17 protein-coding genes are annotated in these 19,451 nt (G+C 40.2%); 3 read left to right on the plus strand and 14 right to left on the minus strand.

The window, feature by feature from the left end; genetic code table 11:
* Positions 1-3 precede the first annotated feature (3 nt).
* Positions 4-1,917 (minus strand): biosynthetic arginine decarboxylase, encoded by a 1,914-nt coding sequence (gene speA, locus QUE46_RS10965; RefSeq protein WP_286244812.1) that lies wholly within the window; start codon positions 1,915-1,917, stop codon positions 4-6.
* Between the two features lie 262 nt (positions 1,918-2,179).
* Here speA and QUE46_RS10970 point away from each other — a divergent pair, with 262 nt between their 5' ends.
* Both QUE46_RS10970 and QUE46_RS10975 read left to right on the plus strand, forming a co-directional pair.
* A complete protein-coding gene (locus tag QUE46_RS10970; protein WP_286244813.1) occupies positions 2,180-3,043 on the plus strand; it encodes an alpha/beta hydrolase in 864 nt (287 codons plus the stop codon).
* 2 nt (positions 3,044-3,045) lie between these two features.
* On the plus strand, positions 3,046-3,651 hold the full coding sequence (locus tag QUE46_RS10975) for a TetR/AcrR family transcriptional regulator (protein ID WP_286244814.1): 606 nt from the start codon (positions 3,046-3,048) through the stop codon (positions 3,649-3,651).
* A gap of 37 nt (positions 3,652-3,688) precedes the next feature.
* Here QUE46_RS10975 and QUE46_RS10980 read toward each other — a convergent pair whose 3' ends face one another.
* The 4 genes from QUE46_RS10980 to QUE46_RS10995 form a co-directional block, all read right to left on the minus strand.
* On the minus strand, positions 3,689-4,021 hold the full coding sequence (locus tag QUE46_RS10980) for a YnfA family protein (RefSeq protein ID WP_286244815.1): 333 nt from the start codon (positions 4,019-4,021) through the stop codon (positions 3,689-3,691).
* A 124-nt stretch (positions 4,022-4,145) separates the two neighbouring features.
* On the minus strand, positions 4,146-5,015 hold the full coding sequence (locus QUE46_RS10985) for an MYG1 family protein (RefSeq protein WP_286244816.1): 870 nt from the start codon (positions 5,013-5,015) through the stop codon (positions 4,146-4,148).
* 164 nt (positions 5,016-5,179) lie between these two features.
* On the minus strand, positions 5,180-5,650 hold the full coding sequence (locus QUE46_RS10990) for a GNAT family N-acetyltransferase (RefSeq protein WP_286244817.1): 471 nt from the start codon (positions 5,648-5,650) through the stop codon (positions 5,180-5,182).
* Positions 5,651-5,808: 158 nt separating this feature from the next.
* The gene (locus tag QUE46_RS10995; protein WP_286244818.1) at positions 5,809-8,073 is read right to left on the minus strand and encodes an EAL domain-containing protein; all 2,265 of its coding nucleotides are present in this window, start codon (positions 8,071-8,073) and stop codon (positions 5,809-5,811) included.
* A 381-nt stretch (positions 8,074-8,454) separates the two neighbouring features.
* Between QUE46_RS10995 and cysZ the strand changes: the two genes are divergently transcribed.
* Positions 8,455-9,168, plus strand: a complete 714-nt coding sequence (gene cysZ, locus QUE46_RS11000; RefSeq protein WP_374761405.1) for a sulfate transporter CysZ — start codon at positions 8,455-8,457, stop codon at positions 9,166-9,168.
* A 49-nt stretch (positions 9,169-9,217) separates the two neighbouring features.
* On the opposite strand, the gene QUE46_RS11005 is transcribed toward cysZ, so the two are convergent.
* From QUE46_RS11005 to QUE46_RS11045, 9 genes are all read right to left on the minus strand, one after another.
* A complete protein-coding gene (locus QUE46_RS11005; protein ID WP_286244820.1) occupies positions 9,218-9,754 on the minus strand; it encodes a hypothetical protein in 537 nt (178 codons plus the stop codon).
* A complete protein-coding gene (locus QUE46_RS11010; protein WP_286244821.1) occupies positions 9,751-13,068 on the minus strand; it encodes an Ig-like domain-containing protein in 3,318 nt (1,105 codons plus the stop codon). Before QUE46_RS11010 ends, QUE46_RS11005 begins: the two co-directional genes overlap by 4 nt.
* A 17-nt stretch (positions 13,069-13,085) precedes the next feature.
* Positions 13,086-14,171: a 23S rRNA (cytidine(2498)-2'-O)-methyltransferase RlmM gene (gene rlmM / locus QUE46_RS11015; protein ID WP_055016479.1), complete on the minus strand. Its 1,086-nt coding sequence runs from the start codon at positions 14,169-14,171 to the stop codon at positions 13,086-13,088.
* Positions 14,172-14,188: 17 nt separating this feature from the next.
* Positions 14,189-14,557 (minus strand): DUF423 domain-containing protein, encoded by a 369-nt coding sequence (locus tag QUE46_RS11020; RefSeq protein WP_055016478.1) that lies wholly within the window; start codon positions 14,555-14,557, stop codon positions 14,189-14,191.
* Complete coding sequence (locus QUE46_RS11025; RefSeq protein WP_286244822.1) at positions 14,554-15,189, minus strand: alpha/beta family hydrolase; 636 nt, start codon at positions 15,187-15,189, stop codon at positions 14,554-14,556. The genes QUE46_RS11020 and QUE46_RS11025 overlap by 4 nt, the downstream gene beginning before the upstream one ends.
* 2 nt (positions 15,190-15,191) lie before the next feature.
* Positions 15,192-16,088 carry a transcriptional regulator GcvA gene (locus QUE46_RS11030; RefSeq protein ID WP_004588843.1) on the minus strand — a complete coding sequence of 299 codons (897 nt, stop codon included), beginning with the start codon at positions 16,086-16,088 and terminating at the stop codon, positions 15,192-15,194.
* 129 nt (positions 16,089-16,217) lie between these two features.
* Positions 16,218-17,072 carry a 3-deoxy-8-phosphooctulonate synthase gene (kdsA, locus tag QUE46_RS11035; RefSeq protein ID WP_286244823.1) on the minus strand — a complete coding sequence of 285 codons (855 nt, stop codon included), beginning with the start codon at positions 17,070-17,072 and terminating at the stop codon, positions 16,218-16,220.
* A gap of 9 nt (positions 17,073-17,081) precedes the next feature.
* Complete coding sequence (locus QUE46_RS11040; RefSeq protein WP_286244824.1) at positions 17,082-18,335, minus strand: DUF819 domain-containing protein; 1,254 nt, start codon at positions 18,333-18,335, stop codon at positions 17,082-17,084.
* Between the two features lie 14 nt (positions 18,336-18,349).
* Complete coding sequence (locus QUE46_RS11045) at positions 18,350-19,177, minus strand: tetratricopeptide repeat protein (RefSeq protein ID WP_286247740.1); 828 nt, start codon at positions 19,175-19,177, stop codon at positions 18,350-18,352.
* Between the last annotated feature and the right edge of the window lie 274 nt (positions 19,178-19,451).

Below are 19,451 nucleotides of genomic sequence, written 5' to 3' on the forward strand. Positions count from 1 at the left end.
TGCTTATAACTCTTCTAAATACGTGTAGCCACTAAGGCCGCTTTGCAACTCGTCTAAAACGCTTTGCTGTTCATTTTTATCTATTTTTGCAGACACTAACTGCGCGTACGACTGTTGAAAACTCTCAACATCTAAATGTACATAACGCATCATGTCGGCCACCGTATCGCCTTGATTTATTTCACTAATACTGGCAACACCTTGCTCATCCATATTGATAATGGCGCTGTGCGTATCGCCAAATAAATTGTGCATATCACCTAAAATTTCTTGGTACGCACCCACTAAGAAAAAGCCCATTAAGTAAGGTTTATCAGCACTGTACTCAGGCACGGGTAATGTGCTTTCAATGCCTTGGCCATCAACATAGTGCTCGAGTGCGCCGTCTGAATCACAGGTAATATCAAGTAATACAGCACGTTTTTTTGGTGCTTCGGTTAAGCCACTTAAAGGCAGTACCGGAAACACTTGGTCAATCCCCCACGCATCGGGTAGTGACTGAAAAAGCGAAAAGTTTAAGAAAAACTTATCGGCTAAACGCGCATTTAACTCATCAATAATCGGGCGATGAAAACGGTTTTTATTGTCCATTAACTTGTTAAGCTCATAACAAATTCGCAAGTTAACTTGCTCTGCCCACGCTCGCTGCGTTAAATCTAAAAGTCCTAACGCAAACTGGTTATGTGCCTCAGCTAAGTCCCCTTGGCTATCGTGATAAATTTCAATGAGCGCACGGTCATCAGTTAAATCGGTTAACTGTACAAATGACGACCACATATTATTTAATAAAAGTGGTGCATCACCAGCAGGCGCTTTAAGCTCCTCTGGTACATAGCTTTCTGTACCTATCACATTTGATATAAGGACAGCATGGTGAGCTGTTAATGCACGCCCAGACTCAGAAATAATCGTCGGCATGGGCTGCGCATATTGTTTACACGTGTCGCCTATGGTGTACACAATATTATTTGCATACTCAGCTAAGCTGTAGTTCATTGAGTTATGAGACTGGCTGCGCGTACCGTCATAATCCACCGCTAAGCCGCCCCCAACATCAAGGCACTCAATGTGTGCACCTAATTTGCGTAGCTCACAGTAAAAGCGCGCGGCTTCGCTTACACCTAAGCGCACATCGCGAATGTTTGCCATTTGCGAGCCTAAGTGAAAATGCACTAGTTGCATTAAATCAAGTTGACCTGCGTCTTTTAAACGATTCACTACATGCAGTACTTGCGACGCTGATAAACCAAATTTAGATTTTTCACCGCCACTTGCTTGCCACTTCCCTTTGCCTTGCGATGCTAAACGTACACGAATGCCAATGCGTGGTTTAACATTTAGCGCTTTTGCTTGGCTAAGTACCATGTCGAGCTCAGAAAGCTTTTCAAGCACTATGTATACTTTATGGCCTAGTTTTTCGCCAATAAGGGCCAAGCGTACGTATTCTTTGTCTTTGTAACCATTACATACAATCACCGCACTGGTTTTTTCTGCCATTGCCAAAACGGTTAGTAGCTCTGGTTTACTGCCGGCCTCAAGCCCTAATTGTTTTTTTTCTAATTCAGCCTGGCTTGCAACTATTTCTTCAACCACTTCACGTTGTTGATTTACTTTTATTGGGTAAACTAATAAGTAATCTTTTGGGTAACCATAGTTTTCAATCGCGGTATTAAACGCACCGCACAAACTGTGTACACGGTGATGCAAAATTTGTGGAAAACGCACTAAAGCCGGTAAGCTCAAGCCCTTTTCTTCTAGTTGCTTTGCGATATCTGTCAGTGCAATAGTTTGCTCTGGGGCGTGAGCCTTTGGCGCAACATACACATCACCTTGATCATTAATACCAAAAAAACCTTGGCTCCAATGACGAACATTGTAACTCGTGCGAGCGTGTTCTAGTGATGTTGTCTCTTTCATTTATCTTTCTCTTTTATTTAATGAATGCCGGTTCGGCGAGTTGCGCGCATTAAAAGAAAAATAGACATTTAAGTCCAACAAGTATTTTTACTCGTTACGAGTGATTTTTAGTGTTGAAAGGTAAAAGCAGCTACACATACCTTTTAACATGATAGTGAGAAAGGCAACCTTACTATAGCGATAAAATAATGGGACTAAATAAATAAGTACAGTTGTACTTTTTTAAGATAAAATAGAACAACTGTACTTATTTGGTATAAACATGAAACAAATTTATTTTAATCAAAACAAGCCACCTAAATTTTCTAAAATAACAAAGGCTGCCACCTTCGGTCTGACCAAAACATTCCCTAAACTCAGTGCCCGCCTTGCAATGAAGGTATTTTGTAACCCCCATAGTCGACGCCAATACGAATTTAGAACCAGCATCCAGCCAATCAATATTAAACTGACTACTGAGCTTGGCGCTGTAAACCTGTACTATTTTAGCCAAGCCGAAAACACTAAAACGGTATTTTTATCCCATGGATGGGCCGATAGCACCAATCGATTTACTGCTTTAATCGATGAACTACTTGAAAAAGGCTTCAATGTTTACTCAATAGACCACATAGGCCATGGCTATTCGCACGGAAACACATCGCATTTATACGGGTATATGCAGGGATTAACAGCCGCTTTTGAGTACTTTAATGCGCAAAATATTTTAATTAATAGAGTAGTTACACACTCTATGGGCGGTGTTGCTTTGCTAAACTTAGCACCTCAATATTTAGAGGATAAAAAAATTGTGATGATCTCTGCCCCTGCGCAGATATTTGAAGCTATGTTTGCAAAAGTTAGGCAAGTGGGGATTTCTGAACTTATGTTAGAAAATATGCTTAATAAAGTGTCAGACAAATATGGTATTAGCTGGCAAAACCTTCACCCTGATCATTCAAAAAATAAAATTAACGAAAACATGTTGTTTATTCATGATAAAAATGACTCAGTGGCAAGCTTTGAGGCAATAAAATTATTAACTGAGAACACACCCGCAACACTTGTGGCCACACAAGAGCTAGGACACGTGCGCATTTTAAAAAGCCAATACGTGTACGACCAAATAACACGCTTTATGGATTAACGATGAAAAAAAGTGAGAGCACTAAACTTAATATTTTACAAAAAGGTATGGCCTATGCCGCCGCATATGGCTTGTATAGCATATCGATAGGTAAAATTGCGGCAGTGACAAATATGTCGCGCACTGGGGTGATCTCTCACTTTGCCAATAAAGAAGATATGCAAGTAGCAATATTGGCCTACACAGAAGACGAGTTTAAAAAACAAGTTGTTGAGGCATCTGTTGATACTGATGCTTTAAAACATTTAAATAACTTTCAGCAGCGCTGGCTTGAGTGGCTCAATTTTTTAGATACCGTATCCCCTGGTCAGCAAGCAAGTTGCCCGCTTATTAAAGCCTCGGTAGAGTTTAAAGCAAGCCCGCATTGTTTGGTAAGGCAATTTATGCAAGACCAACACATAAGGATGCTCAATTACCTCACTAAGCTTGCAGTTAACTGCCAAACGCAAGGTTACTTTAGTCATGACAAAGAGCCAAGCATTTTTGCCTATGAGTTTTATGGCCTGTACACCGGGCATGTTGTACAAACAAGCTTAATAGATACCCCTGCTTTAACAATCACTTATAAAAAAGTAGTCGGCAATTTAATTGAGCGATATATGCGTTAACAATGGCCTGCCGCTGTTATCTTCCTTTGTTTGCTTTTTAAACGCCTTTAGGTGCAAAAATAATAATAGCCATGCCCAATAAGGCAACCGCCCCGCCCACTACATCCCACATTGTAAGCTTTACACCATCAATGGCCCATAACCATAGTAAAGCCACACATATGTACACGCCGCCATATGCCGCATACACTCGCCCAGCGGCCGCTGGGTGTAGCGTTAGCAACCACGCAAATAGCGCTAAACTGATTGCAGCGGGTACTAAGAGGAATATGCTTTTATCTTCTTTGAGCCACAGATAGGGTAAATAACAGCCAATAATTTCTGCCAATGCGGTAATAGTAAATAGCGCGATAGTTTTTACTTCAAACATAAACCCTTACGTAATTTAAATAACGAAAACATAATAAAGTTAAGTAACTATAAATTAATTACTTAGCTAAAAGAGGTGCAAATTGTGGGTAAAAATTTTTTACCCACATTTAAGTAAAAACAAGTTACTCAGCTAAGGCCACTTCGGCCAGCTTCATTGTACTTTCGAACGATTTAGTACCGGCTATAAATAAACCATTGTGGCAAAATACAGCGTCATCCAATCCGGTTTCAGCTTGAAACTCTTCATCTGATAAACCAGCCCACGCTTTAGGCAGTGACTTTCTGTCTTCAAACGAGCCAGGCTCTACAGGAACTGTTTGAATAATCCACTGGCCGTTTTGCGAAGGGTAAACCATAAATAAAGCGTCGCTTGATAAATGGTGCACTGTTTTTTTCCACGGTGTATATTTTTCTAAAATAATCACGCGGGGATCTTTTGCCTCTTCTATTGCTTTAGCAACAATATCTTTGGCGTTAATGCTTCCTTTTGCAGAGGCAATAAAACGAGTTAATAAATGCGCCGCAAACTCAACCGCTTCATTAAAGCATTCATCAAAGTTACCTTGCTCTTCCCACGTTGGATTGAACATAGAAAGCGTTTGGCTAAGCGTTATGCCCTCAACCACACCCTTAACATAGCCACAATCTATGGCATCAATGGTAGAGACTAAACCTGCGTCTACTCTATCTGCAACCGCTTGGTTATTATCACACAGTGCTAAACCATACTTTTTCCAAACTAAGCCAAATGACGAGTATGGCGTGCCGTTTTCGCGCTCGCCTGCGCCGCCACGTTGATGGTGATCAAAGCGCCCTGTGTCAGAGTTGTATTCACCACCTACATCAACAACAATATCGGCACTTTCTATTATGGCTTTGTCGCGGGTTCGTACCAAGTTAAAGGCTGGCAACACATGCTTAAGTACCGCAATACTAAACACGTCATCGGCATGGAAATTACCACTGTGGGTTACTACTGTTAAATCGCTCATTGATTTTGGGCTACTTTTAAAAAAGATAAAATTCTCACTTATGAAGTGCTAAATACAGATTAAAACTTACGTAGCGATTTTATACGAACAGAGCAACGAAAAACAGTGAAGTATTTTTTGCGCCCCCCACTAAAAGGGCAGGCGCGAGGGATAAATAAGCAATTTTATTTTGGCTCAGGGCTTAGGCCAAGCTCCATAAATACACTTTGTGGGTTATCTTGATACGAGCCAAAGCTTGCACAGCGCACAAAACCTAAATCTTCATACAAACTAATTGATTCGGTTTGCTTTGGGCCAGTTTCTAATCGAATAAGTGGAATTTTTGTTTCGCCGGCATAATGCAGTAGATTTTGCATTATTCGTCTTGAGAAACCTCTGCCACGGTAGCTTGGTTTTACGTATAAACGTCTTATTTCACCATATAAGGTACCGTCATTTTGCTTAACAATAGCGCCACAGGCAATAATGCCATCTTCGTTTTTTAAGCCAATTGCGTAAACGTTATCTTTGCTTAATTCTTCTAATTTAAGAGATTGGGCTGTAGCCACAGGGTATAAGGAGTTTATCAGTCTATCTATATCTGCAAACACATTAACTACATTAGGATCCTTAGGGGTTAATTCGACTAACTGCATCTCTTGTCGTCCATTTTATTATTTTGAATCGTTATAGTGACTTCATAATATATACTTAATACGCGTGTTCCTAGTGTTGTTTAAACAAAATGTTTTAATAAGGTAATAATAGCTTTATTAAAACGTTAGTCTAATTTACAAAAACTACGTACAGCCTGCTAAGCACTTAGGCTTTGCTTTTTTAATTGATGTGCATGCCACTTAATATAATTACTGGCATTCATAGGTTTTGCGACTAAATAGCCTTGTATGCAATCTGCATTGAGCAAGTTTAGTAGCTCAAACTGTGCCTCTTGCTCTACACCCTCAGCTACAACAGTAATGTCTAAACTTTTGCCTAGGCTTATAATCGTATTAACAATGTTAAAGCCTTTGCCTTTATCTAAAATTTTATCGATAAAGCTTTTATCAATTTTTATTTCCTGTACGGGGAAGGCATTCAAATGGGCTAAACAGGAATACCCAGTGCCAAAGTCGTCTATAGAAAACACAAAACCTTGCTCTTGTAGCTCCGTCATTTGCTTTATTGTGCTGTTAATATCGCCCGATAGCATGGTTTCGGTGATCTCAAGTTTAATATGCTGCGGATTTATGTTGAACTCATTAATTGTAGAGCATAGCTCGCGAGTAAGCTGCGACGAATTAAACTGTATATGACTGATATTTATAGATACGCTAAAGTGCTCATCTATCATGTTTTTTTCATCAAGCTGATTAATAAGGCTGCATATATTGCGAAGCACTATGTTTTGCAGTTTTTGAATCAGGCCATATTGCTCTGCAATAGGGATAAACTGATTAGGCGCAATAACCCCTTTATTAGGATGTATCCATCTTATCAGTGCTTCTGCACCTACTATCTTACCGTGCATACTAATTTGCGGCTGAAAATACGCACAAAATTCGTTATTTGCGATTGCTCTTACAATATCCGTTTCTAATTCGGCTTGGTTTTCGAGTAAAGTTTGCAGTTTGGGATCATAAAAGCTGCAGCTATTGCCACCTTTCGCCTTAGCTCGATACATGGCTGTATCTGCAAATTTTAATATGTTATCGGTGGCTGTATGCTCTTCGTTAATTAAGCAAATACCTATACTGCAGCTCACTTGAAATGCCAGCTCTCCTATTGCAAATTTATCATTAAATACGCCTTGTACTTTTTTTGCGACTATTTCGGATTCTATACAAGCTTGGTGATTATGCTCGCCAATGTATTCTAATAGAATAATAAATTCATCACCGCCTACCCTAGCTAAAGTATCTGATGCTCTTATTACACCTTTAAGCCGTTTTGCTAATTCTATTAATACTTGATCTCCGGCGCCGTGGCCTAATGAGTCATTTATTCTTTTAAAGTTATCAACATCTAAAAACAGCAGTGCGCCTGTTTTTTGGGTGCGTTTAATACGCTCAACACACTTTGTTAAACTGTCGCTGAGCATTCGCCTATTAGGTAATCCAGTTAGTGGGTCAAAAAAAGCTAACCGCTGCACCTCTTGCTCTGCTTTTTTACGAAGAGTTACATCTCTTGCCATCCACACTACGTGCTTAAGTTCTGGTTTATCTGGTTGGTAGTTATTAAGTGCAGCGGCTCTTCCTTCAAAGGTTATGTGGCCTTTGGGTACTGATAAATCGTACTCAAATATTTGCATTTCGTTGGTACAAATGGTTTTTTTAATAACGCCCATGATCATCTCAGCATCTTTTACTGGGAATAAATCTTGTACATTTTGACCAACCAAATCGGTGGGTGACTCCAGTAATAAGTCACTCGAAGTGCCGTAAATATCGGTATATACGCCCTCTTCATTTAAAATCAAAATAAGATCGGGCATCACTTTCGTAAATGCTTTAAATTTTTCATTACTTTTTTGCAGGTCTGCCACTAGCTGCCTAGCCTTAAGCGATTCAGCATTTTTTTCTAGTGCTATGCTAGAAAAGTGTACAAAATAATCAATAAGCTCTAAATCTTGTTTTGTGGGTGCTTTAGGGGTGTTGTGGTAAATAGCAAAAGTGCCCAATGTTTCATTGTTGGTTGAAATAATCGGTGTTGACCAACAAGAGTATAAACCATAGCTGTGTGCTAAACTTTTGTAACCGTTCCATAAGGGTGAAAGGTTAATATTTTGCGTAATAATTCGCTCTTTTTTATAGGCGGCAGTGCCACAAGACCCCACATTCGGACCTATAAATACACCATTAATTGCTTCTAAGTATTCATCGTCAATATTTGGGGCAGCACGGTGAAATAATTGATTCCCCGTTAAAGACAGTATTGAGCACCTTGCAGAGCTGTCTTCAATAACTTGCTCTATAGCTAAACAAATATCCTGTAAAACATCGTCTAAGGCTATGCCTAACGCGATTTTAGATAATATATCCTGCTGGTGAGATAATAGTTGTTTGAGTTTTGCAGTATTCATACTTCACCATGCATTTAGGTACTCTTATGCTGCTAAGCACTTTAAAAAAGGCAGTGCATAAACAAATTCCTGCTCTTAGTTTGTATATTTAAAGTGAGTATAGTTAAAAAACTTACAGCGCGTGTTTTATTATTAAGATTAAAGAAATTATTTTTTAATAAATAGATAAAAACAACTTTAGTATGCGTTAAACACATATTTTTTTGCAACAAAAAACAAACATTTTTAACAAAATCATTCCAGCTAACATACTCTCAATCCTTTAAAATTTTGCCGGTTTAACACTTTGTTACTTAAAAAGGCTGTTCAAAATTATCAGCCTAATTATACTGCATGCAGATATGAATCTTTTTTGAGGTTACTGTGCAGATCATACAAGGTATGGAATATTTTTTTTCAGGCTTTAAATTAATTAGCCAAAAAGGCCTTAAGCGCTTTGTGCTTATTCCGCTTTTGCTTAATATTTTATTGTTTGGTAGTTCATTGTTTTTTTTATTTGGTTGGTTAAGCGACAGTTTTAACTATATAAACAACATGTTACCTGAGTGGCTAAGCTGGCTTGAATGGTTATTGTGGCCCATTGCCGTACTTATTGTGCTATTTAGTTACAGCATGCTATTTACGGTAATAACCAACTTTATTGCAGCCCCCTTTAATGGCTTACTCAGTGAAAAAGTTGAGCTTTATTTAACGGGCCAAAAAATAAATGACGATGGCTTTGCTGATTTAATCAAAGATATACCCCGTATGGTTGGCAGAGAGTGGACAAAGCTTTGCTATTACTTGCCCCGCGCTGTAGGGTTTTTTATATTGTTATGGGTTTTACCCGTTATTGGCCAAATTTTGTGGATTTTATTTACATGTTGGATGTACGCAGTGCAATACAAAGATTTTGCCTTCGATAACCATAAAATTGGCTTTAAACAAATGAAAGACGATTTAAAATCAAAGCAAGGTTTGTCTTACGGGTTTGGCTTTGCAGTTATGCTGCTCACAGCAATCCCATTTATTAACCTAATAGTTATGCCTGTTGCCGTGTGTGGCGCTACTCGATTATGGGTAGATAATTACCGTCCCAAATACCGTGTGGGCTAAATAAACGTATAACAAATAATAAAAGCACCTTTTAGTGCTTTTATTTTACCTATCTTAGCTTAAGTGCAATGTAATTTAATTTAGCGCGGCGTGGCAGTGCTGCACTTTTTTCATCTTGTAAAATAAACTCTGTGATCAGTACCGAGAATAACTGCTTTTTAAAAGTAATGTTAATAACTTCGCCTATTTTAGTTTTATATGAGTGTTGCTGATCAAACAACCTCAGTTCACCGTTACCTAATTGCTCAACATATAAATACGGTGTGTGCAAAGGCAGTTTTAACCTTATAACATTTAAACTGCTTTGCTCTTGTACTGCTATCCACTGCCCGTCTTTATAAAGCGTATTAAAACGCGTTATGCCCTCGGGCTGTAGCACAGAGTCGTTTTTAATAAAGCATGTACTGCACCCGTTAACACGCGTTTGCTGCCAATTTACTGGCTTATTACTATAATAAAGCGCATCAGTTAGTAACCATTCACTACCATTGTTAGCATTTGCTTTCTTATCGCTTAAACTACATGCAACTAATAAACAAATAACAATACCTTGTAAAAGCGCAACTTTTATAAATCTATAGCTCATTTGCGCTCTTTAATTGCTTTAATTTGGTTAATTATAGCCTTGCTTGGTGCAGCTTCCTTTATATAGCTAGGCAATGAAGTAGAAACAGCTTGAATGCGCTGCTGTTGATACACCTTATGGCTCATTGTATTTGCAACACCAAATCGATTACCTGCACTTTGTGAGTAAAACTGCAGGTTGATCATGCCCCACTCGTCAACATCTGTGAGTATAGTAATTTGTGAATCTTGGTTTGCATCAAAGTTTGTTAATGTATCGCCTAATATTGCATTGCAATTATAATCAACCGCCTCAGAGCCTGCTCTGTTTAACCCTGCGCTTTCGTCAATAGCACTTTCATTTATATCTGCAGCACTACCATTTGAATAATCAATGATAAAATCATCCGTTGACCCCGTTTGATTATTGGTATTTGGCACAAGGTCACAATTAATGTTATTGGTATAAAACCGATCGTAATAACGATCGCCTTCATTATTACCTATACTTGCAAGCCCCGTTAATTGATATAAGTAATTCATTGAACTTAAATGGTTTGGCTTAAAGTTCACTTCTTCATCGCCACCATGATAAAGCCCTAAATTATGCCCCAACTCATGAAAAATAGTAGATGCTTGGTAATTGTTCGTCACATTTTGTGATGTTTGATCATCAACCGATAACCCCCATCCACCCATAGTCAACATTAGGTCATTACCATTAATTTCAGCAATACCCGAACCGCTAATACTGCCATCTTCGTTACCACTATTTGCCATTAATAAATAATGAAAAATTGGTCGGCGCGTTGTATCGGCATACTCCATTTTATAAGCAAATAAATTAGCGGTACCTTGGTCATATTCAAAGGGCGTATAGCTGTTAAACGGTACCGTTGTACCGCCTCCTAAATCAAAGTTAGCGGTCGAAATACCGGTACTTTGGTCAAATAAATCGCCTACATCAAAATGCACTGTGTAACCGTTACTTGCAAATACGCTCACTACTTTTTCTAATGCTGTGCGCTGTGGCGTAATGCCTGCATCGCTACTGTCCATATAATCAATTTCGATAAATATATCTTTTTGATTTTCTCGCGCGCCCCATTCATATAAAGGCAGCCCGCCAAACGTTGTACCTTCTTGCTCGGTACAATCGGGGATCCCATCTAAATCAGTATCTGTATCACAGCTAACATCGTTTTGCCCTGCTGGCGTATTAAAAACCGAGTAAGCCCAATCGCTTGCTTGATTAGTATCTGTTGCATTAAGCGCACGTTTTAAGCTTGACCCTTGCTCGGCCTGCATTTGCGGCGCATTATCGCCCTGCCATTGCGTGGCACTTACCGGTTGCTGGGTAGAGTTACCAAACTTAACAAAGTCGATAGTTTGTGTGGCGGCACTGTTTAATAATTCAGCAAAGCCATTTATATACCAATAAGGGCGCAGCGTGTCGTTTTGGTTACCCACCAGCACAATTTTAGGATTATTAAGTGCCGCACTTGCTAAAAACTCATCGCCAAAGCGACTTTGCAGTAAAATATAACTGCCGTTTTCTACTACTTTGTTGGGTAATGTAAATACTTGCTCGGCGCTCACTGAGCTATCAAGCATATTAATTGCGCGCGTTTTTAATGAATAGTTTTGTAAATTAACAGCCTCTCCTGTGCCGTTATAAATCTCTACCCAGGGCGTATCATTAGTAAATTGCACCGATATGAGTTCAGTTATTTTTAAATCTTGAGTTGAGGTGGTAAATTCGCTCACTTGGCCTGCTGTCGCAGCAGTACCAAAAAAGTTAACTAATTGGTCATTTACACGCACTTTGTAAAGCGTGTTTTCTAAAAATTCAGCGCTTAAGTTAACGTTTTTAAAATAGTCATTCGTCTCATCAGGTGCACCAGATAGACTTGCTATAGTCAGTGCAACACAACTTGCAAAATCATCACTTGATACCTGAACACTGCCCTCACAGCTCCCCGCAGTACTATTTACTGTTAACGAACTACTCAGCATCACATCAGAAAACGTAATGCTAATGGGAGTATCAACCAATACCGGTTCACCTACTCCATTAGGCGTTATTTCCGTGACCGTTGCTGCGCTGGTATCAACAATTGTCGTATTAAGTAAAAAATTAGTGCTGTCTTCACCGTCACTGGCTATCAGGGTATAGTTTTTTTCAGAAATGCTATTTACAGGCGGTGTGTAGCTAAAACGCAGCGTTTGAGCATCAATAACACTCACCTGCGCCCCGTCTAAATCATCAGGAAACGTAATTTGTACCGTATCGCCGTCGGCATCACTTACTATCAAATTAAATTCGGTGCTAAAGTTATATTGCACCTCGATTGATACATCATCAGCTACCGGCGGGTTGTTAGGCGGCATCAAAATTACCGTTTTTTGTGCACTATTGGTTGCATCGTCGTTATCTCTAACTGTGGCTAAAAAGGTAATGTTGGTGTTCTGAGCAACCGTTGGAGCCATAAAGGTAATGCTTGAATCGGTTTGCGTGAATTCGACCACGGGACCGTTAGTTTGCTGCCAAGTAAGTTCGCTAATGGTGCCATCGCTGTCTTGCGCTGTGGCTGTTATTGTCACTGACTCATTTTGCATTGCCTCGTCAGGCCCAGCTAAGGTAACACTAGGAGCGCTATTTAATTGCGTAATAAGTAGTGTTGCGCTGCTTTGAGCAGTGCCCCCGGCATTGTCGGTTACAGTAACACTAAAACCAAGCGTTTCATTTTCACTTACATTTGGGGCGGTAAAGTTTAATTCACCTTCTGTTTGGCTAAATTCAATGGTGGAGCCAGCAGATTGCACCCACACTATGCTGCTAATTGTGCCATCTATGTCTTGTGCATTAGCAATTAAACTAACTTGGGTATTAGCCAATGCGCTGCTTGGTCCTGTAATGTTTACCGTAGGAGGGGTATTCTGGACCGTGATAGTCCCAGAGAACACTTGCTCTGTAGTGGCACCGTCATTATCGGTTACTAGCACCGAAAAGCTAAAATCAGTGTCGCTTTCTACACTCGGGGCCGTTACTGTGAGTATGTTGCCATTAGCTGTAAAGGTAAAGTCAGGGCCCGATAGCTGCTGCCACTGGTAACTAGAAACCTGCCCGTCGCTATCGTTTGCCTGAGCCGTAATAGTAAAGGTTTGGTTAGCAACAATAACGCTGCTGCTTACATTAACACTTACAGTAGGGGCGATGTTGCCAGTTGAGCCACTATCGGTGGCGTCACTATCGCTGCCACCACCGCCGCAACCGGCTATTAAAAGTGATAAAAAAAGTAATCCTAGCCATTTATAAACATTATTTAATACCACTTTTATGCCTCTATGATTTAGCTATACAAATTTTGGGGCACCTTAACAACATTTAAATGAACGGTAATTTCCTCACGATCATGATACAAATGCTTAGCTTGCAACTCATAGGTTATACCGTACTTAGTAAGCTCTTCTTTGATCATCGTTAGGCATTCATAAACACTATCAAAGCGTTTTTTCATAGGCAGCTTTAAATTAAATATAAGCTCTTTAGCGTATGCGTTTACTGCCCAGTCAATCATTAGATTAGTCACTTTGGTTGGTTTTTCCACCATATCGCACACTAACCAGTTAATATTTCTTTTTTCTGGGCGATATTTAAAACCGTCGGCTCTAAAGTGTTTAACTTGGCCTGTTTCCATCAAACTATCATTCATCGGGCCATTATCTATTGCGCTCACAAACATGCCTCTGCGTACTAATTGATAGGTCCAACCGCCTGGGCAAGCACCTAAATCAACCCCTCGCATGCCTGGTTGTACTCGCTCTTCTCGCTCTTTTTCAGGGATAAAAACATTAAAGGCTTCGTCAAGTTTTAACGTTGAGCGGCTCGGTCCGTCACTTGGCATGCGTAAACGTAAAATGCCCATAAAAAACGGCGAATTATTATAGCTATACGAATACCCTACATACGCGGCATTGTTTGCTAAAAAGAGTACATGCATTACCGGGCGGTTTGCCTTTGGCTCACGTAATACCGTGTTTTGTTTTTCGAGTGCTTTTTTTAACGGCGTTGATATTTTTTTACAAAAGGTCAGCAGCTCTTTGCCTTCGTTAGTATCGGGAGTTTCTACGCGCAATTCACTACACAAAGGAAACTCCTTTGCGGCTTCTTTTAATGCAGTGACCCTATCTTCTACCGGCATATTTTCGATTAACGTGCCAGCAAACCACTGGCGCGCAAATACCATATTTTTAAAGTCGACCTTTTTAATTATTTCGTCGCTGTGTTGCGCTTCAAAACATTCATAAATCACGTAGCCGGTATTTGGTTTGGCTTTTACATAGCCGGCAAAACCTTGCTCGGCAGCATGAAACGTTATTTCAGCAGCCGCATCGTTTTCAAAACCACTACGACAATAAATCACAACACTAGACATATTAACCCTTAAACTCTTTAAAACTTAAATCGTGCAACTTGCACTAAAATAACAACCCAACCAATTATAAAGCATAACCCACCTAACGGGGTTATTGGCCCTAACCACTTCATGCCGCTGAGGGCTAATAAATATAAACTGCCACTAAAAAGCAGTGTACCGGCAATAAAAAAGCCACCCGCTATGGATAAATTAATACCCCACTTAATTAAAATTGCTACGGCTATAAGTGCTAAGCCGTGCACCATTTGATACTCAGCTGCGGTTTTAAATACCCCGAGTGAATACTCAGTTAAACGGCTTTTTAAACCATGCGCGGCAAAGGCCCCTAACATAACCGACAACATGCAAAAAAAGCTGCCCGTGAGTAAAAATAGTTTAATCATAATTGCTCCACTCTATTAGCTATAAATTTATAGGCTTCACGCGCTGCAGTTTCACGGTTTTCAAGCTCGCTCACTCCACTTTTTTTACGCGGTTTGAGTGAATGATCACCATCGTTAAGCCACACATAAGTTGGCTGTTTTGGCATAGAAAGCGTTTTAAGCTCTTCACGGGTACCAAAGGTATCTCGCTCGCCTTGTAATACTAAAAACGGGCAAGGTATATCTGCAAAATGCTCGGTGCGCAGCTTTTCAGGTTTACCGGGCGGGTGAAACGGATAGCCAAACGCTAATACACCTGCAATCGGTTGAGTAGAGGTACAGGCAAGCATAGATGCCATACGCCCGCCCATCGACTTACCACCAATGAATAGCGGTAAATTAGGCTGCGCATGTGTTAGTACTTGCTCGTAATAAGCTAACAGTTTAGGGGCTCGCTCTGGCGGCCTACGTTTTTGTGTTTGTTTAGCAATTTGCATGTATTCAAAATCAAACAAACCTACATCAATACCCTGCGCACTAATGAGTTTAGCCATCTGCTGCATAAAATCAGAATCCGCCCCTGCACCCGCACCATGTGCAAATATAAACTGTGCAATAGCCGGTTGTGTTGCGCTTTTAAACCATTCAATCATTATTAATACTCTTGTTCTTGCTCTACTAAGCTCAGCATCCAATCTTTAAACGAGACTATTTTACCCAGCTCTGTTTGCGACTCTCTAATCACTAAGTAATACGCGTTTTTACTCTCTAAACTGTGGCTAAATGGGATCACTAAACGGCCTGCGTCAATATCGGGTTTGGCAAGCACACTATTGCCTATTGCTACCCCTTGGCCGTGCACCGCGGCCTGTAGCACCATTGATGAGTGGCTAAATATAGGGCCTTGATTCACTTGTACATTGCGTACACCCGCCGTTTTCATCCACGTTTTCCAGTTGCGGCGTGTGGTATCGTGCAATAAGGTGTGCTGGGCTAAGTCACTCGGTTGATTAAGCGGTTTATGTCCGCTTAATAACAATGGGCTACATAACGGCACCAAATACTCGGTGTGTAGTTTATAAGTTTGTACCCCACTCCAATGCCCTCGGCCGTAGTAAATAGCAATATCTACATCATCGGTTAACGAGTTTTCGTCTTGGTCTTGCGCTTTTATACGCACATCTATTTCGGGGTGGAGCTCGTTAAATAAGCTTAATCGAGGTACTAACCACTGTATTGCAAAACTCGGGGTTAAACTTACGGTAAGCGAGCCTTTTGCACCACGAGCAAGTAGCTTTTCGGTGGCATCTATCAGCTGGGTAAAAATCTCTTTAATATCTAAAAAGTAGCCTTGGCCTTCTTCGGTTAATAATAACGAGCGGTTTTTACGTAAAAACAATTTTAAGCCTAAGTGCTCTTCAAGGGTTTTAATTTGATGGCTCACTGCCGCTTGCGTTACATACAGCTCTTCTGCTGCTTTAGTAAAGCTTAAATGGCGTGCCGCGGCTTCAAAAGCTTTAAGTGCGTTTAATGGGGGGACTCGTCTTGACATAGTAACCAAGCTTAGAATTAGTTTTTCTTATGCATAAGATTATATACAGCATCGTTGTGCGTGTATATTAATGGAATAAAAAAAGCGACCTAAGTCGCTTTTTAAACTATTACCTGAGTAGGTGTTAAATTATAAGTCGCTTGCGCTTGTATCAAGTGGTGCAAAGCTTTTAACTAAATCATCTACCGCTTTCATTTGCGATAAATACCCTTCAAGCTTGCTTAGAGCCAAAGCACATGGACCATCACACTTTGCTTCATTAGGGTTAGGGTGAGCTTCAATAAATAAGCCCGCAATACCCAGTGCCATGCCGCTGCGAGCAAGCTCGGCAGCTTGTGCACGGCGTCCATCTGCAGAGTCTGCTCGCCCGCCTGGACGTTGTAGTGCATGGGTTGCATCAAAAATAACCGGTGCCATAGCTTTCATATCATCCATACCTAGCATATCAACCACTAAGTTGTTATAGCCAAAGCTTGAGCCGCGCTCACACAGTGCAACATTGTTGTTACCCGCTTCATTAAATTTAGTAATGATATGACGCATTTCATGAGGGGCTAAAAATTGTGGTTTTTTCACGTTAATAATGGCACCCGTTTTAGCCATAGCTACCACTAAATCGGTTTGGCGTGCTAAAAATGCAGGTAACTGAATTACATCAACTACTTCAGCAACAGGCGCTGCTTGATGAGGTTCGTGCACGTCAGTTATCAGTGGAATATTAAAGGTATTTTTAATCTCTTCAAATATTTTTAAGCCTTCTTCCATACCAGGGCCGCGGTATGAGTTTATTGAAGAGCGGTTCGCTTTATCAAACGAGGCTTTAAATACATAAGGAATATTTAATTTAGAGGTTACTTCTACATAGTGCTCAGCAATACGCATCGCTAAATCGCGTGACTCTAAAACATTCATACCACCAAACAATACAAAGGGTTTGTCGTTTGCCAGTTCAATATTATTGATATTAATTACTTGATTGTTCATTTAAATTCCTTAAGGTGCAACTGCTTGCATCATTAATCCACAAATGTAGGCCATATATGTGCCTACACCATACCCTAATACAGCTAATAACACGCCCACAGGCGCTAGCGAAGGGTGAAACGCAGAAGCCACTACAGGCGCCGACGCAGCGCCGCCAACATTAGCTTGCGAGCCTACCGCCATATAAAATAACGGTGCTTTTATTACTTTGGCTACAATCAGCATTAAACTTGCGTGTGTTAGCATCCAAATAGCACCAATTAAAAACAACCCAGGGTTGCTAAATATAGCGGTTACATTCATGTGTAAGCCAATTGATGCTACTAAAATATATAAAAAGCTTGAAGCAACTTTTGATGCACCAAACGCTTCTATTTGCCTAACTTTAGTAAATGATAAACTAATACCAATTGTGGTTGAAATAACAATTAACCAAAAGAATTTACTGTTTAAGCTGTATTCTTTAGCCCACGCATAATTGTTTGCAAAAAACGGCCCTAAAAAGTCGGCGCAAAAATGAGCCAACCCTGTTATACCAAATGCAATGGCAATAATGGTCATGTAGTCATTAAGTGTTGGCATGCGAGCATGCTCTGCATGATATTGCTCTACACGGCTTTTTAAATCTTCTATGGCGGTTGTATCAGCGCCTGTTGCGGCATCAATTTTTTTATGGTTTGCGGCCATTAGTAATAGAACAGCCATCCAAATATTCGCCACAATTACATCAACGGTCACCATAACCGAGAAAATATCCCCGCCAACCTCAAACATTTCTTTCATTGAGGCTTGGTTTGCACCGCCACCGATCCAACTGCCAGCAACCGTTGTCATACCGCGCCAAACCGCATCTGGGCCATGGCCCCCCACTAAATCAGGGTTAAATACACTCACCACTAAAATAGATAAAGGCCCACCAATTACTATGCCCAACGTTCCCACTAAAAACATAATAAGCGCTTTGGGACCTAAATTAATAATCGCTTTTAAATCAATACTAATGGTAAGTAAAATCAAACATGCTGGGAGCAAATAACGCGAAGCAACGTAGTAAACATTAGAGCTATGCCCATCTACAATGCCAAACGTATTGAGTAAAGAAGGTAAAAAATAACACAGCAATAATGCCGGTACATATTTATAAAATGCTTTTAGTTTGGGGTTCTCGCTGCTAGAGGTTTTAAAAATAAACCCTAAAATTACCGCAAGCAAACCCAGTACAACAGCATCATTAGTAATTAATGCAGTGTGAGTATCAGCCATATTTGTTCCTATTCTTAATGGTGTGTTTTATTATTATCTTCAAGTTCTTCTAGTTGATGCTGAATAATTTCAATTGCCGGGTCGTCTGGGCACTCATCAATAAAAAACTGTAAATCATCGCGTGCCATTTTAGGACAATCTAGCTGATTGAGTAAGTAACCTCTGTCGCGTCTCTCGTACGGGTCATCGCCTAAAAGCTCCATTAGCAACTCAACACAAACTAAAGCATGGCCAAATTTATTCTCGCTAATAAACGACCATTTTTGCTGCGCTAAAAACAGTTTATAAACTTCATCGTTATAAATAAGTTCAAGTGGCTCTTGCTCTTGGCCATTTTCTTCATCTGCATTTTCAGGAATGATGTACCAACTTTGTTGTCCGCTACTAGGCTCAATAATGTAGCCTTCTTCATCACTTATAGCGACATGCACGCTAATATCGCCTTGATTAATACACACACTGGCGTCTAATTGCGCTTGCTCAAGCAAGTGTGTTAATAAAATGCCTAATGTGGTTATAGAGCCGCTGCGCATAGTGAGTGTATAGCTTAAGCTGTTTATTTTATGCTCCGGCACCTTCAATCCAGAGGCGCTAAATAGCCATTTGCTATAAAAAATATCAAGCAGCGCTTCTAATCTATCATGAGGGTCTTTTTGCTTAACGCACAGGGCACTTATTTGCTGCTCAAAGTCAGTTAATACAGAAAAAGTTGGCGCTAAATCTATTTGAGGGTCCCATTTCGATTCTGCATTAATACACCGATAAAGTGGCGGTGGAGTAAATTCATCATATGCATCATCTAAATAAGATTCGTCGTGTTCGTCATACCCGAGGGTGGTCATCAATACTACAACATTTATTAAAAAACGAAGGCGTAGTTTACCTAATTTTAAGGGTAGTTACCAATACAGCGAAGCACCCACCCATAATTATAATTTATAACTGTGCTTTATAGTTAAAGGAGGAGGCTAGCCTGGCTTAGAAATGCTCAAGGCTATGAGACGTTTAGAGGTGTGTTAACTGTTACTTAAGTCTTTTCTATTAACTCCCTACGTATAAGTCCCTTGCCTCTAAGTATCGTGCGTGTTTAAAAAGTGTATACACGCACCGACACTT

Origin of the sequence: Pseudoalteromonas sp. MM1 (assembly GCF_030296835.1) — a bacterium.
GTDB lineage: Bacteria > Pseudomonadota > Gammaproteobacteria > Enterobacterales > Alteromonadaceae > Pseudoalteromonas.

What these genes read in the sequence shown, in the direction of transcription:
- cysZ (WP_374761405.1), top strand. Translation starts at nt 8,455, where the DNA reads ATGGAATATTTTTTTTCAGGCTTTAAATTAATTAGCCAAAAAGGCCTT.
- rlmM (WP_055016479.1), bottom strand. Translation starts at nt 14,171, where the DNA reads ATGTCTAGTGTTGTGATTTATTGTCGTAGTGGTTTTGAAAACGATGCG.
- QUE46_RS10975 (WP_286244814.1), top strand. Translation starts at nt 3,046, where the DNA reads ATGAAAAAAAGTGAGAGCACTAAACTTAATATTTTACAAAAAGGTATG.
- QUE46_RS10970 (WP_286244813.1), top strand. Translation starts at nt 2,180, where the DNA reads ATGAAACAAATTTATTTTAATCAAAACAAGCCACCTAAATTTTCTAAA.
- speA (WP_286244812.1), bottom strand. Translation starts at nt 1,917, where the DNA reads ATGAAAGAGACAACATCACTAGAACACGCTCGCACGAGTTACAATGTT.
- QUE46_RS11020 (WP_055016478.1), bottom strand. Translation starts at nt 14,557, where the DNA reads ATGATTAAACTATTTTTACTCACGGGCAGCTTTTTTTGCATGTTGTCG.
- QUE46_RS10995 (WP_286244818.1), bottom strand. Translation starts at nt 8,073, where the DNA reads ATGAATACTGCAAAACTCAAACAACTATTATCTCACCAGCAGGATATA.
- QUE46_RS11045 (WP_286247740.1), bottom strand. Translation starts at nt 19,177, where the DNA reads ATGACCACCCTCGGGTATGACGAACACGACGAATCTTATTTAGATGAT.
- kdsA (WP_286244823.1), bottom strand. Translation starts at nt 17,072, where the DNA reads ATGAACAATCAAGTAATTAATATCAATAATATTGAACTGGCAAACGAC.
- QUE46_RS11005 (WP_286244820.1), bottom strand. Translation starts at nt 9,754, where the DNA reads ATGAGCTATAGATTTATAAAAGTTGCGCTTTTACAAGGTATTGTTATT.
- QUE46_RS11030 (WP_004588843.1), bottom strand. Translation starts at nt 16,088, where the DNA reads ATGTCAAGACGAGTCCCCCCATTAAACGCACTTAAAGCTTTTGAAGCC.
- QUE46_RS10990 (WP_286244817.1), bottom strand. Translation starts at nt 5,650, where the DNA reads ATGCAGTTAGTCGAATTAACCCCTAAGGATCCTAATGTAGTTAATGTG.
- QUE46_RS10980 (WP_286244815.1), bottom strand. Translation starts at nt 4,021, where the DNA reads ATGTTTGAAGTAAAAACTATCGCGCTATTTACTATTACCGCATTGGCA.
- QUE46_RS11025 (WP_286244822.1), bottom strand. Translation starts at nt 15,189, where the DNA reads ATGATTGAATGGTTTAAAAGCGCAACACAACCGGCTATTGCACAGTTT.
- QUE46_RS10985 (WP_286244816.1), bottom strand. Translation starts at nt 5,015, where the DNA reads ATGAGCGATTTAACAGTAGTAACCCACAGTGGTAATTTCCATGCCGAT.
- QUE46_RS11040 (WP_286244824.1), bottom strand. Translation starts at nt 18,335, where the DNA reads ATGGCTGATACTCACACTGCATTAATTACTAATGATGCTGTTGTACTG.